10 protein-coding genes are annotated in these 13,643 nt (G+C 53.4%); all 10 read right to left on the bottom strand.

Annotated features, from left to right (window positions below):
• Positions 1-400 precede the first annotated feature (400 nt).
• The 10 genes from dusB to mfd all read right to left on the bottom strand — a co-directional run bounded on the left by dusB (position 401) and on the right by mfd (position 13,638).
• Positions 401-1,420: a tRNA dihydrouridine synthase DusB gene (gene dusB, locus FD25_RS05755; RefSeq protein ID WP_057802266.1), complete on the bottom strand. Its 1,020-nt coding sequence runs from the start codon at positions 1,418-1,420 to the stop codon at positions 401-403.
• Positions 1,420-2,307, bottom strand: coding sequence for an Hsp33 family molecular chaperone HslO (gene hslO / locus FD25_RS05750; protein WP_057802264.1), 888 nt, complete (start codon positions 2,305-2,307; stop codon positions 1,420-1,422). Before hslO ends, dusB begins: the two co-directional genes overlap by 1 nt.
• A gap of 116 nt (positions 2,308-2,423) precedes the next feature.
• Positions 2,424-4,559 carry an ATP-dependent zinc metalloprotease FtsH gene (ftsH, locus tag FD25_RS05745; RefSeq protein ID WP_057802261.1) on the bottom strand — a complete coding sequence of 712 codons (2,136 nt, stop codon included), beginning with the start codon at positions 4,557-4,559 and terminating at the stop codon, positions 2,424-2,426.
• Positions 4,560-4,670: 111 nt separating this feature from the next.
• Positions 4,671-5,213 (bottom strand): hypoxanthine phosphoribosyltransferase, encoded by a 543-nt coding sequence (gene hpt / locus FD25_RS05740; protein ID WP_057802259.1) that lies wholly within the window; start codon positions 5,211-5,213, stop codon positions 4,671-4,673.
• Complete coding sequence (tilS, locus tag FD25_RS05735) at positions 5,206-6,591, bottom strand: tRNA lysidine(34) synthetase TilS (RefSeq protein ID WP_057802258.1); 1,386 nt, start codon at positions 6,589-6,591, stop codon at positions 5,206-5,208. The genes hpt and tilS overlap by 8 nt, the downstream gene beginning before the upstream one ends.
• A gap of 88 nt (positions 6,592-6,679) precedes the next feature.
• Positions 6,680-7,237 carry a S1 domain-containing RNA-binding protein gene (locus tag FD25_RS05730; protein WP_057802256.1) on the bottom strand — a complete coding sequence of 186 codons (558 nt, stop codon included), beginning with the start codon at positions 7,235-7,237 and terminating at the stop codon, positions 6,680-6,682.
• Positions 7,238-7,578: 341 nt separating this feature from the next.
• Positions 7,579-7,995, bottom strand: coding sequence for an FtsB family cell division protein (locus FD25_RS05725; RefSeq protein ID WP_057802253.1), 417 nt, complete (start codon positions 7,993-7,995; stop codon positions 7,579-7,581).
• A gap of 111 nt (positions 7,996-8,106) precedes the next feature.
• Positions 8,107-8,379 (bottom strand): RNA-binding S4 domain-containing protein, encoded by a 273-nt coding sequence (locus tag FD25_RS05720; protein WP_057802251.1) that lies wholly within the window; start codon positions 8,377-8,379, stop codon positions 8,107-8,109.
• Between the two features lies 1 nt (position 8,380).
• Positions 8,381-9,961 (bottom strand): polysaccharide biosynthesis protein, encoded by a 1,581-nt coding sequence (locus FD25_RS05715; RefSeq protein WP_057802249.1) that lies wholly within the window; start codon positions 9,959-9,961, stop codon positions 8,381-8,383.
• A 119-nt stretch (positions 9,962-10,080) separates the two neighbouring features.
• Complete coding sequence (gene mfd / locus FD25_RS05710) at positions 10,081-13,638, bottom strand: transcription-repair coupling factor (protein ID WP_057802247.1); 3,558 nt, start codon at positions 13,636-13,638, stop codon at positions 10,081-10,083.
• Positions 13,639-13,643: the final 5 nt, after the last annotated feature.

Genomic DNA, 13,643 nt, shown 5'->3' with positions numbered 1-13,643 from the left:
CCTACACATATTTGGTTTGTCGAAACAATGTTCAGTTTTCAAAGGTCTACCAAGTTATCATAAGAAGCAATCGCTCCGTGACAACTTTTAAAGTATATCATGTCGTCACTTTCTTGTCAACAACTTTTTTCAACCAATTCTGAATATATATTCAGAATTTAAATCCGGTTGAGAAACATCGTTACTCTCTTTGACAACATAAATCATTGTATCAGTTGGCTTAGCTAACGTCAAGCATAAATTTCAATTTGTATGTCTATCCATAAATTTGATTTTTATGCATCTCGTTGCTTTGCGACAACAAATAATATCATATCAATCATTCTAAACCTGGTCAAGCACTTTTGACAAAAATTTCAAAAAAAGACGCCCTCCCCGAACGCGGAAGAGCGTCATTCACTCAGCGGTAGCGAGAAACCGGTCGTTGCCGACTCCGCGCCGTTAACTTGGTTAAAAAGTCGTCGAGCAGCGTGTGCATTGTCGCTTCATCCGTGGCATCCGTCAGCGCCACCTTAGTCCTTGCAGCGTGCGGAATCCCTTTAAGGTAATAGGCGACTTGGTTACGAAAATCCCGGGGACCGTCTTGAGGCCCCTTAGCCAAACATAAGGCGTGCAAGTGTTCCTGGGCCCACGCAATCTTTTGTTCAGGCGTCGCCTCAGGCAAGAGTTCACCCGTCTGCAGATACTGATTGACCCGCTTTAACAGCCAGGGATTCCCCATTACGGCTCGGCCAATCATGACGGCATCCGCCCCCACCTCGGTCAACATGCGTTTAGCATCTTCCGGTGTCCGAACGTCCCCGTTGCCCATAAACGGAATCGTTAACCGGTCAGCTACCCGGGATAACAGCTGCCAATCAGCCCGTCCCTGGTACATCTGCTTACGCGTCCGGCCGTGCATGGCTAACGCGCTAGCCCCCGCTTTTTCGGCAGCTAAGGCATTTTCCACCGCATACAAGTGGCGGTCGTCCCAGCCCGTACGCATCTTAACCGTCACCGGCTTATGCACGGCTGCGACCACGGCGCTGACCATCTGATAGACCTTGTCCGGATCCAAAAGCCACTTTGCTCCCGCTTCCGTATTAACCACCTTATTGACGGGACATCCCATGTTAATGTCGATAATGTCGGCCGCCGTGTGTTGATCCACAAACTGAGCCGCCTGCACTAACGTTTCTTGGGTCCCACCAAAAATCTGAATACTCATCGGATGTTCGTGGGGGGCCACGGCCATCATCGCTAACGTTCGTTGATTGTGGTAGTGAATTCCCTGGCCCGAGATCATCTCACATTCAACTAATCCGGCCCCAAATTCCTTACAGATCACGCGAAAGGCCACGTTGGTGACCCCCGCCATCGGCGCCACGACGACCCGGTTAGGAATGGTCACGTCCCCAATTTGCCAAGGTGTATTCAACATTACTTGGCCTGAGCTTTCGCGAGGATCTCTCTAAGCTCATCTTCGGAGAACTGGTACTTGTTGCCACAGAAATGGCATACCGCTTCCGCACCGTGGTCTTCATCGATCATTTCCTGAATCGCTTCCGCGGAAACGGAGGCCAACGCTGCCGCAAACCGGTCCTTCGAACAATCACACTTAAACTCGACGGGGAGCTTCTGGAGGATCTGAATGTCTTCGTCCTTAAAGAGTAGGTTTAAAATGTCTTCTGGTTTCTGACCGTCCAAGAGCAGTTCCGAAACCATTGGCATTTCCTTTAACCGTTTTTCCAAGCGGGCAATGGCTTCATCCGTGGCCCCCGGCATCACTTGGATCATGAACCCACCGGCCACCTTGACCGAGTTATCAGGTTCGACAAAGACCGATACTCCCACGGAACTTGGAATCTGTTCAGACTTCGCCAAGTAATAGGTAAAGTCTTCGCCTAATTCTCCCGAAACCAACGGCACTTGCCCCGTATACGGTTGGCCTAAGCCTTGATCCTTGGTGACCGTCAGCATGCCCTGAGTCCCAACCGCTTTCTTCACGTCGAGCTTATGCTTGCCGTTTAACGGTAAACTGGTGTGGGGGTATTGTAAGTAACCCTTGACCGTCCCGTTAGCGTTTCCGTCAACCACAATGGCGCCCACGGGACCGTGACCGTTGACCTTCACGGTTAGCTTCTCGTCCCCCTTGAGGAGTGACGTTGATAACAACATGGTCCCAATCAGGGTCCGCCCCAAGGCCGCCGTCGCCGTACTCCAGGTATCGTGTCGCCGTTGGGCCTCCGCCACTGTGTCGGTCGCGTCGACCGCGTAGGCCCGAAACATCCCGTTGGCGACCAAACTCTTAACTAAATAATCTGCCATTCTATGGTTCATTCCTTTCATCCACTGTTTTCATCATGCCCTACCATACCAAAAAAACCGTTATTTGCAAACAAGAAAGGGACCGGAAATAATTTCCAGTCCCCTTCAATGGGCGATTATTCAGGATCATCCGAATGATGGTCGTCCTTCGGCGCATCATCGGCCGCTGAGCTAGCCGCAGAATCCGCTGCAGAAGATGGTTGCCCCTCTTCTTGGGCGTCACTAGCCGCAGACGAAGCTAATTTGGCTTCGGTATCGGCGTGACGAGCAGCTTCTCGGCGTTCTAGTTCGCGCTTAGATTCTTCGAACGTGGCCGCCTTTTCGCTAGGAAATTCGTTATTGCTGTCCTTTTCTGGCATCTTCCCGGTGTTAAACAAACTGAGAATTTGCTTTTCGTCCAGCGTTTCGTATTTCAGCAAGGCTTCCGCGATAATCTGGTGTTCCGCTTTATGCTCTTCCAGAATCTTCCGGGCAGTGTCGTGGGCTTCGTTAATGATCCGCCGCACTTCACTGTCAATCAGATTGGACGTGTGTTCGGAGTAAGCAGGTTGGTTGTAGTAGCCGGCCCCAGCGAATGGTTGACCGCTCCCACTTTCCAACGCCACCGTTCCGACAGCGTCACTCATCCCGTATTGGGTCACCATGGCCCGCGCAATTTGCGTAGCTTGCTCAAAGTCATTGGAGGCACCAGACGATTCAGAATGGAAAATCAATTCTTCGGCCGTCCGACCACCCATTAACCCGGCAATCTGTTCCATGGCATCCTTCTTGGACATCAGCATTTGATCTTCCCGTGGTAACATGATGGCGTACCCGCCAGCACGGCCCCGCGGTACGATCGTGACCTTGTGAACCACCCGGGCATCGTTGAGGACTAACCCCACGATGGTGTGCCCGGCTTCGTGGTAAGCCACCGTCTTGCGTTCTTGGGGACTGACCACGCGGTCCTTCTTGGCTGGTCCGGCGATGACCCGGTCTTCGGCTTCATCTAAATCAGAAGCGTCGACTTGCGTCTTGTTACGCCGCGCCGCCAATAAGGCTGCTTCGTTCAAGAGGTTTTCCAAGTCGGCCCCCACAAAACCAGGGGTTTGCTTGGCAATTTCCTTTAAATCAACGTCGTTAGCTAACGGCTTGTTCTTGGCGTGAACCTTCAGGATGGCTTCCCGACCCTTAACGTCTGGGCGACCAACCAGAATCTTCCGGTCAAACCGACCTGGCCGTAACAAGGCGGGATCCAACACATCGGACCGGTTGGTTGCGGCCATCACGATGACCCCTTCACTCCCGGTAAACCCGTCCATTTCAACCAGCAATTGGTTCAACGTTTGTTCACGTTCATCGTGGCCACCGCCCATGCCGGCACCCCGTTGACGACCAACCGCATCAATTTCATCAATGAAGATGATGGAAGGTGCGGCCTTCTTGGCCTGTTCAAACAGGTCCCGGACACGACTGGCCCCGACCCCGACGAACATTTCCACGAAATCCGAACCGGAAATCGAGAAGAATGGTACGCCGGCTTCACCAGCCACGGCCTTCGCCAGTAACGTTTTACCAGTTCCTGGCGGGCCCTCTAGCAAGACCCCGGATGGGATCCGGGCGCCTAACGATACAAACTTACGCGGATTCTTCAAGAACTCGACAACTTCGACCAGTTCTTGCTTTTCCTCCTCTTCACCAGCAACATCGGAGAACCGTACTTTGTTCTCTTTACTGTCCGCCGGTTTAGCTTTGGACTTCCCAAAGTTCATGACTCGGCCATTGCCGCCACCTTGGCCGGCTTGACCCATCATCATGTAGAAGAAGAAGAAGAAAATCACCAATGGTGCTACATACACTAAGAGGTTGATCCAGAAACCACTGGATTCTTCCGCTTTGGTATTCATCTTGACATTGTGCTGCTTGGCGGTCTTGTCAATCTCAGAAACCGTCGAGTTATTGGTCAAGACTTGGGTGCTAAAGCCAGTCACAGCGGTGCTTTGTGACCCGCCAAGACTGAAACCGGTGTTCGTGGTCCGCTTTTGCGCGTTCCGGTACTCCCCGGTAATCTTGTAGACGCCCCCAGAAGGCTGAATAGAGAAGCTCTTAATCTTATTCGCATTCAGGTCTTTGACGAACTGACTCGATTGGATTTCTTGGGATTGTGAGTTGGTGTTGTTCCCATTAAATAGGTAAACTACGCCAATGATCAACAAGAAGATCACAATGTAAAACAGGCTGTTACGAAACAGTCCGTTTCGTCGATTATTCATGTCGTGCCTCCTTACCCACAGTTCCCAGCCTAACCACAGACAGGAACGAAATTTAGAGCTTATGCCCTTTAACTAAATAAGATGTTATCACAATTGACTATCGTTGACTAATTATTTATCTGAGTAAACGGCTGGCTTTAAAACACCGACGTATGGGAGGTTCCGATATTTTTCTTCGTAGTCCAACCCATAGCCGACCACAAACTCACTTGGGACGTTAAAACCAACGTAGTCCGCCTTAGCTTCAACCACTCGGCCACTGGGTTTATCCATCAACGTGCAGACCTTAATGGACTTGGCATTCCGGTCCTTCAACAGGTCCTCTAAGTACTTTAACGTCCGGCCCGTATCGATAATGTCTTCAACTAACAAAATATCGCGGCCACTCACATCCGTATCCAAATCCTTCAATAAGGTAATGGTTCCGGTTGACGCCGTCCCACCGTGGTAACTCGACACGTCAATAAAATCAATTTCAGCGTAAATGTCCATGTCCCGAATGACGTCCGTCATAAACAGGATGGCCCCTTTTAAAACACAGATGATTAATGGGGTCTTCCCCTGGTAATCTTCTGCCAGCTGAGTACCGAGCCGTTTGCAGGCTGCGGCAATGTCTTCCTCACTATATAGGACCTTTTCAATATCGTTATTCATGCTGTTCCCCTTTCGCCAATACAGACTGTATGCCAATATAATAGGTTGTGGTGTGTTGCCGTGGTGGTAAGACCGACCACTTAACGCCCAGAGCCGCCAACACGGTTCCCTGAGCGGTAACTAAAACGGCCACTTGCGACCGTTGTTGCTGCGGGACTTTTGCGTTGATCAGCGCCCGTCGAACCGCCTGATGGTGACCCCCGGCTAACTGCAGTCGATCCCCCGACCGCCAAGGACGAACGGTCAACGGCCAATCACTGATTGTTAAGCCAATTTGATGGGTCCGCTCTGCCGCAACGGGTGCTGAAAAAACGCCCAACAACCAGTTGTCCCCAACCGATTGCCATTGGTTCAAGTCTACCATAAAACTAAAATCACTCACGGATTTTTTTCCGAATTTTTCGGCTTTTTTTACGTAAAATGTCCGGTACTCTTTGCTGATCTGCCAACCAGCCCCTAACGCCACCGTACCGGTCGCCCGTTGGGGATTTCCCAACAGCTGCAACGCTTGGGTCAGGTGGGCCGGCCGGGCACTGATTGCTGGGGCCACCCGCTTAATGAGCCGGGCCAATAATAACCGTTGCTCCCCCGGTGAGCGGGCTAACAGTGGGGCAATCTGACCGGTCGCCGGGTGCCGGCTAGTCATTAACGTTGCCAACTCCGCGTCTAAGGTCCGGTCCGCCACCGCTAAAACCGCCGCCAATTGCTGACCGTAATCGCCTAGATGGTCGATCACCCGGGGGTTCTCCCGTTTTAAGGCGGGTAAAATCTGGTGACGAACCCGGTTGCGACTGGCCACCATAGTTTGATTGGTCGCATCCTCGTACCAGGGAATCTGGTGCTGCTGAGCGTACTCCAGGAGTTGTGCCTTGGTAAAGGGCAGTAACGGGTGGATCACTCGCCCCGGGGGTAAGGGGCGACTAGGCGCCATCCCCGTGAGTTGGTCGAGTTGGCCGCCCCGTAGTAGCTTTAAGAGCATGGTTTCGGCCTGTTCATCGGCCTGGTGCGCCGTGGCCACCCAGTCGGCCGTTTGGGCTTGCAGCTGGGCGGCAAAAAAGGCATAACGGAATTGCCGCGCCGCCGCTTCCATACCGTGAGCGGGGTGGTCGACTAACGGCCAATGCTTGACCACCAAGGGAACCCCTGCTTGGGCGCACCACCGCATCAAGAAGGCCTCTTCTTCACGACTCTGCGCGCGCAATTCGTGATTGACGTGCACCACCGTCAGCTGTGGGCGCTCGGCGCGTGGTAGGCCTAATAGCAAGGCCAATAGGACCATCGAATCGACGCCCGTTGACACGGCGACTAATCCCAGGCGTTGTGGTCCCCCCCACGCCTGGTCGTGCCAATGCTGTCGAAAGTCCGCTGCCAACGTCATGCTCGTCGTTCCCTTCTTTAAATCTAGATAAACAAAAGGGCCGCAACGCGTGCGGTCCTTTCTTCATTACTAAGCGTTAAGGCCGACGTTAACTCCGCCGACCGCCACGACCGCCACGCTTCCCTTCGGTATTGCGCTTGATCGTTGCTAAACGGTCCTCACTTTGTTTCAAGAACCCGGACATCATGTCGTCAAAATTCTCTTTATGGTTCGAGTGATGACCGGCAAAGCGACCGTTAGCTGAACCATGGTGGGCCCGTGGTCCGTTGTTCTCAAATCGCCGACCGCCGTGGCCATGGTCACCGTGGTCGCCCCCATTGTTATGGAAGTTCCCCCGGTGTTCATTCCCACCACGATGCTCATCGCGATGGTCGTTATTGTGTGGTCGATGAGCGTGTTCGGATGCGGGATGATCCTGCGCTTTACGGATCGATAACCCAATCTTCCCATCATTGCCCACGGTTAAGACCTTAACCGTGACCTCATCACCTACGGATAAAACGTCGTGGATGTCCTTCACGTATCCGTCAGAAATTTCACTAATGTGGACTAACCCGGTCTTGTGGTCACCCAAATCAACAAATGCGCCAAAGTTCGTAATTCCAGAGACCTTTCCGGAAACCTTAGCTCCAACCTCGATTGCCATAAACAAGAAGTTCCTCCTTAAAATAAGTGCTTTCAGTATACCACAACTCAAGCCAATCCCAAACTGCCAAAATCTTGAATTTTACGCGAATTGGCCGGGGTTCATTCCCCTTCGGTTTTTCAGAAAATCAGTCGGTCATGCCCCACTGATCTGCGCTTGATTCACGATTATTTTCACCTGGAAATCACTTGACCTGACCACTATCTAGTCTACCATGTTTCGGCAACATTCCTCCAGAGAGAATCGACTTCTCGCCGGTTATCCCGGCGGGGCAACTAATCCTCATTGGTTAAAAAAATTCGCAAGCCCCGGTTACTTGCTGGGGGCTTACGAATTCATCCTTACTTAGCCGTCACATCACTCGCGTGGTCGCCGGGAAGACTGTAGATGGTCTCACCCGATTTCGAGTAATAATACTTTGAGCGAATTAACTGACCTAAGTAATCTTTGTTATTTAACTGTTTGACTTCTAACTTTAACTCCGCATTGGTTTGCTTGGTCTGCGCCAGCTTTTGTTTACTGGTCGTGACCTGCTGATTCACGTGGTGCAGACTGGCGTTGGTGCGTACCAGTTGGATGCCCAAAATCAACGCAAAGACCGCAAAAATGGCTAGGATGCGCGCCATCCGTCGTACTCGGCGGCGTTTCAGCCCGTGATGTGGTTGTTTGGCCGCAACCTGCTGTCGGGCCAAGCGTCGTGTATACTCGTTTTCTAAGCGTTGCACCTTCGCCGTTTGCGGTTGTTTGCCATCCGCCATCTCGTTCACCCCACTGAACTTTACCAAATTAGTTAACTTGAGTATAGCAACTTTCAAATTAACCGTCTAGCGGGTTACGTATAATGTAAAACATTCGTCATATTCAACCGGCTAATCTTCGCGAAAATCCTGAGCGTAGTCTTCCTTGACGATGGTGTACATCCGTTCGGCGTCTTCCTTCTTGGTCGTTTCTAGTAAGGCGTCGACCTTGACCGTCAACGTTTTGTTACCGAACTTAATAACTAACTCATCATTAGTCGCCACGTTACTCGACGACTTGGCAACTTTACCGTTCACCAAGATCCGGCCCTTGTCCGCAATTTCCTTAGCGACCGAACGCCGCTTGATGATCCGCGAAACCTTTAAAAATTTATCTAAACGCATATTATTTCCCTCCATGTTGGCTAATTTTTTGCCAGAACCGTAATACTGGAGCCGCGTGGGGCAGCGTCAACCATTCCCGGACGGTCAGTAACCGACAGCTCAGGGCCATTACCAGAAAAAGGCAGCCGCCGATGCCAATCACCACGATCAAAGCGGCCCCAATGGCTAGGCGACTGGTGTACACTGCCGGCCAAGCCCACTGAAACCAGCGAACTAACCCACGCACCCCGACCGTCATCACGACCAGACAACCGAGTAGTTTCCCCACAAACGGCCAGGTCCAAATTCCCGATCGTAACGTGGCCGCCGAACCGAACCAAATGATCAGCGCCGTCACGCCTAGACTGAGAACGGTCAATGCGCTGGCCCCCAGCCCCCCGAAGTTGGCGACCGCCCAATGGTTGGCCGCCGCTTTGACGGCCAACCCACTGAGTAACGCCACCACGGTCAACCGGTATTGGTCACGACTCTGGAGCACACTGTTATAAGTTTGAATCAACGTTGCTAAGATGATACTGAGCATGTAGACCGCCAGCATCCAAGCTCCCTGGGCGTTGCCAAATAATAACCGGTCAACCCAGGGCATCAGACTGATCAGTCCCGCGGTCGCGGCCGCCGCGATCACCAAGGCAATCCGCATCATGGTGGTCGTTAGGCGTTTGAATTCGCGCAACCGGCCGCGGTTCAGTGCCGCCGTTAACGCCGGTAAGAGCGACGTGGCAAAGGCCACCGCCACGACCAGGCCCAACTGGACCAACGGCTGCGCTCTGTCGTAGACCCCTTTGAGGTTCTTAGCCGCTAAATCGGAAAGCCCACCGGCCACCAGACCATTCTTCACGGTAAATGAGTCAACCAACTGAAGTAACACCATCATGGCCGTTAACAGGCACAAGGTACCCCCTTCGATCAGCAACCGCCGACCGACGTGCGGTACCGGCGTCACGGGCCCCGCCAGTGGTTCGCGCCAACGTGGCAAAACCAACCAAGCTGCCACGGCCGCAATGGCCCCACTGCTCATGGCCCAGGCCCCCATCCGGTAATCGGACCACCCGTGCTGGGTCGCGAGTACCGCGACCGTTAGGATGACGATCACCCGGACGGTCTGCTCGACCACCTGGGAACGCGCCGTGGGGAGCATTTGAAATTGCCCCTGATGGACGCCCCGGTTCACGGATAAGTCGGGCATCAGTAGAAACATCCACGCCACCATCCGAATCAGCGGCGTCAATTGGGGATCGCCCATCCCCCGCGCTAGCCAGGGAGCCCCCAGCTGAAGCCCAACAAAGATCACCAGGGCCAACCCCCAGGTCCACCGATAGATTTGCCGCGCAACCCACTGTTGGCTGGAACGATCGGGGGCATCCGCGATGAGCTTAGAGATAAACACGGGCAACCCGCTTAACGCGAAGGTCATCCCGATACCATAGAGCGGATAGACTTGTTGGTACACGTAGAACCCCGTATTACCGACCAAGTTCTGAAAGGGTACGCGGTAAACGGCACTCAAAACCTTGGCGATAAACGCCGCGATCGACAAGACTAAGGCACCACGCAGGGTCGTATTTACGTTATGGTGACCCATAGGCCGCCTCCTTCTTCCCCGTTAGGGACTTGCGTAGCGGTCTTAGAACGACTCGCCACCGAAATTCAAGCCCCCATTGTACCGCACCCATGAGCCGTTGCCAACTGACCGTTGACTAATTAGTGACTCGTCTGGTCCGTATCAGTTGTCTGTTCTGCTTGGGGAGCCGTCACCGGCACCACAATATCGCGTAACGCGGCAATGAACTGGCGTAGTTGCGGCAACCAGTCGTCGACCGTCATTTTCGGTTGAATCACTAATTTAACGTGTAATCGGTCCTCGTTAATGGTGACCGTAGCCTTCAGTTTGGTGGCGGCTAACGCCTTGAAAACGTCCTCACCACCGAGAATATCGGTTCCCTGCTTAGAGATGGTCACAAAGATGTCCCCGTTGACCCGGCGAATCTTGTCGATCAACGCCAAGTCCGCGGCCAACTTTAACTGCCCAATCGTCAGGAGTTGGCCGACCGCGGCCGGATATTCGCCAAAGCGGTCGATCAGGTCCGCCTGAATTTCCGCTACCTCATCGTCACTTTCCAGTTGCCGAATTCGTTTGTACATTTCAATCTTCTGCTGTTCGTCTTCAATATAATCGCTTGGCAGGTAAGCTTCCACACCCAATTCCACGGTCGTATCGGTTTTGGGTTGGGTGTGCCGTCCGCGCTTCTTAGCGACGGCGTCACTCAACATCTGCGTGTAGAGGTCGTACCCCACGGAATTGATAAATCCGTGTTGCTGCTTCCCTAACAGGTTACCGGCGCCACGAATCGAGAGATCGCGCATCGCAATTTTAAATCCGGACCCCAGCTCGGTGAAGTCCTTGATGGCTTCCAACCGTTTCTCGCTCACTTCGGTCAGCACCTTGTTGGGCTGATAGGTGAAGTAGGCGTAAGCCACCCGGTTGCTTCGCCCGATCCGGCCCCGCAATTGATACAACTGCGACAGGCCCATCCGGTCGGCATTTTCCACGAACAGGGTGTTGGCGTTGGGGATGTCGATCCCCGTTTCGATGATGGTCGTGGTGACCAGGACGTCGTATTCCCCGCGTAGAAAGTCAAATAAGACCCCTTCGAGTTGAGCCTCGGTCATCTGCCCGTGAATGTACCCAATCTGGGCTTCGGGCACTAAGGCCTGCAACTGGCTTACCGTTTTTTCAATATCGTCCACCCGGTTGTGCAGGTAGAAGACTTGGCCCCCGCGCTGCATTTCCCGACGAATCCCGTCCTGAATGGCCCCCGCGTTTTGCTCCATCACGTAGGTCTGAATCGGGAACCGGTTAGCCGGTGGCGTCTCAATCACCGACAGGTCGCGGACCCCGAGCATCGACATGTGCAACGTCCGGGGAATCGGTGTCGCCGTCAGCGTCAAGACGTCAACGTTAGCTTTCAATTGCTTCAAGCGTTCCTTATGCTTCACGCCAAACCGTTGTTCCTCATCGACTAAGACCAGCCCTAAGTTCTTAAATTTTACATCCTTGGACAGGAGCCGGTGGGTCCCCACCACGATATCCAATTGACCGGTTTCTAAGTCCTTGATCGACTGGTGAATTTGCTTCGTGGTCCGGAACCGCGAGAACATTTCCACGGTGATCGGGTAACCTTCAAACCGGTTGACCATGGTGTCGTAGTGTTGTTGCGCTAGAATCGTCGTTGGCACCAGAAAAGCCACTTGTTTGCCGGCTTCGACCGCCTTAAAGGCCGCCCGTAAGGCAACTTCGGTCTTGCCGTAGCCCACGTCGCCGACCAACAAGCGGTCCATCGGCCGCGGTTTTTCCATGTCGTGCTTCACTTCGTTGATGGAACGCAACTGGTCCGGCGTTTCGGCGTAGGGGAAGCTGTTATCGAAGTCGGTTTGTAAGCTATCATCGGCGGGAAAGGCGTACCCCTTCTCGGCCGCTCGTTTGGCGTACAAATCGACCAGCTCGTCGGCGATGTCTTCAATCTTGGCCGCCACTTTGCTCTTGGTCTTAGCCCATTCGGACCCGCCCAATTTGTTAATTCGCGGCTTTTTATCTTCGGATGAGACATACTTTTGGATCAGGTTTAACTGGGTCACCGGAATGAACAACTGCGCGTTGTCCTGATAGTCGATGGTCATGTAGTCCTGGTGGACACCATCGACCGTTAACGTCTGCATCCCGATAAACTTCCCGATCCCGTGATTGACGTGTACCACGTAATCCCCGGGCTTCAGGTCGGTGTAACTCTTCAACCGTTCGGCATTGGCCATACTCTGGCGCCGCGGGCGTTTCTTGGTAATTTTCTGGAACATCTCGGCTTCGGTGATAACCACCAATTTGGCCTCGGGGAGTTCAAACCCCGTCTGTAAGCGTTCCGGCACTAACTGGGTCAAGCCTGGTTGCAGGTTCTCCCGTTTGGTCAACACGACCTGAATCTCAAAATCGTCGAGCGTTTTTTCGATCTTCGCCAGCCGCTCTTCGTCCTGGACCAGCAGCACCACCGTTTGTCCCTGCTTGTGCCACCGGTCAATTTCGGTCTTCATCACCGGTAATTGACTGAAGAACTGTTGCATCGCCCGGGTCGTCACGTTGGTGATCGCGGTAAACCGTAAGCTCCCCATGCCCTTTTGAAACAGCGAGAGCATAATCTGCGCGTGCTTATCGTCACGCACGATGGGCCGGAGTTCGCCGCCGAAGGTCTGCTGCGCAAAAATCTGGTGGTGAGCCAACTTATCGGTCGCCCAATTGGCCTCGTCTTCTAGGAGTTGGCGCTCGCCGTCCTGTAACCGGGCGTAGTCGCCAAACAACACCGTTCCAGCCGCATCTAAGTAGTCTAAGATCTGGTGATGGGCCGGAAACAGGTAGTCGGCAAATTCCAGGAGTTGGGGATCGACCGACCCCTTCTTCAGGCCGTCAATCAATGGTTGGACTTGGTTGGTCAGCGTTTCAGCGTCTTCGGCCGATAACGTGGCCGTCTGGGCCGCCAACTCCTGCGTTAGTTTGTCCGCCCCCGTCTGGCGTTCAGCCGCCGTTAAAATAAAGTCGGTCGCCGGTAAGACTTCGACCTGATCGACGTTTTCCACACTTCGCTGGGTCGCCGGATCGAAATACCGCAGGGAATCGACCTCGGTATCGAAAAAGTCAACTCTGACCGGATAGTCCGCGGCCAACGGATAAATATCGACAATTGACCCGCGGACCGCAAAGTCCCCGGGTGCTGCCACTAATTTTTGATGGGTGTAGCCCATGGCGAAGAGTTGCTTTTGCAACGCCTCTAAATCAAATTCATCGCCCACCTTGACGGCAAATCGTGCCGCCGCAAAGTTCTGGGGCGCCGGTAAAAACCGCCGCAGGCCGGACAACGCGGTGACCACCACCACGGGCCGGTCGCTTTGAAGCGCCCGTAAGGCGTCAATCCGATCCGCTCGATATTCCGGTGAACTGGTCGCCACTTCCGCCGCTAAGAGTTCCTCGACCGGAAATTCATAAAGTTCATTCTCGCCCAGTAGGTTTGCCAAATCATCGACCAACTGCCCTGCGTGATACAGGGTATCCGTCACGTAGATCAGTGAGCGGTGTTGATCATGAAGGAGACTGGCAATGAGGAGCGTTTCGGCCGAGCCGTTCAGCCCGGTCACCAGTTGCCGCTGGCCCGGGGCGATGGCCTGGTGAATGGCCATATAAGGTGCCGTTTGGGTCAAAAATCCTTCTAAATTCACTAGAA

The sequence above is a fragment of the Levilactobacillus acidifarinae DSM 19394 = JCM 15949 genome (assembly GCF_001434835.1).
GTDB classification, from domain to species: Bacteria; Bacillota; Bacilli; order Lactobacillales; family Lactobacillaceae; genus Levilactobacillus; species Levilactobacillus acidifarinae.
The sequence above is the reverse complement of the archived record's forward strand: the minus strand, read 5'-3'. Positions and strand labels throughout refer to the sequence as shown.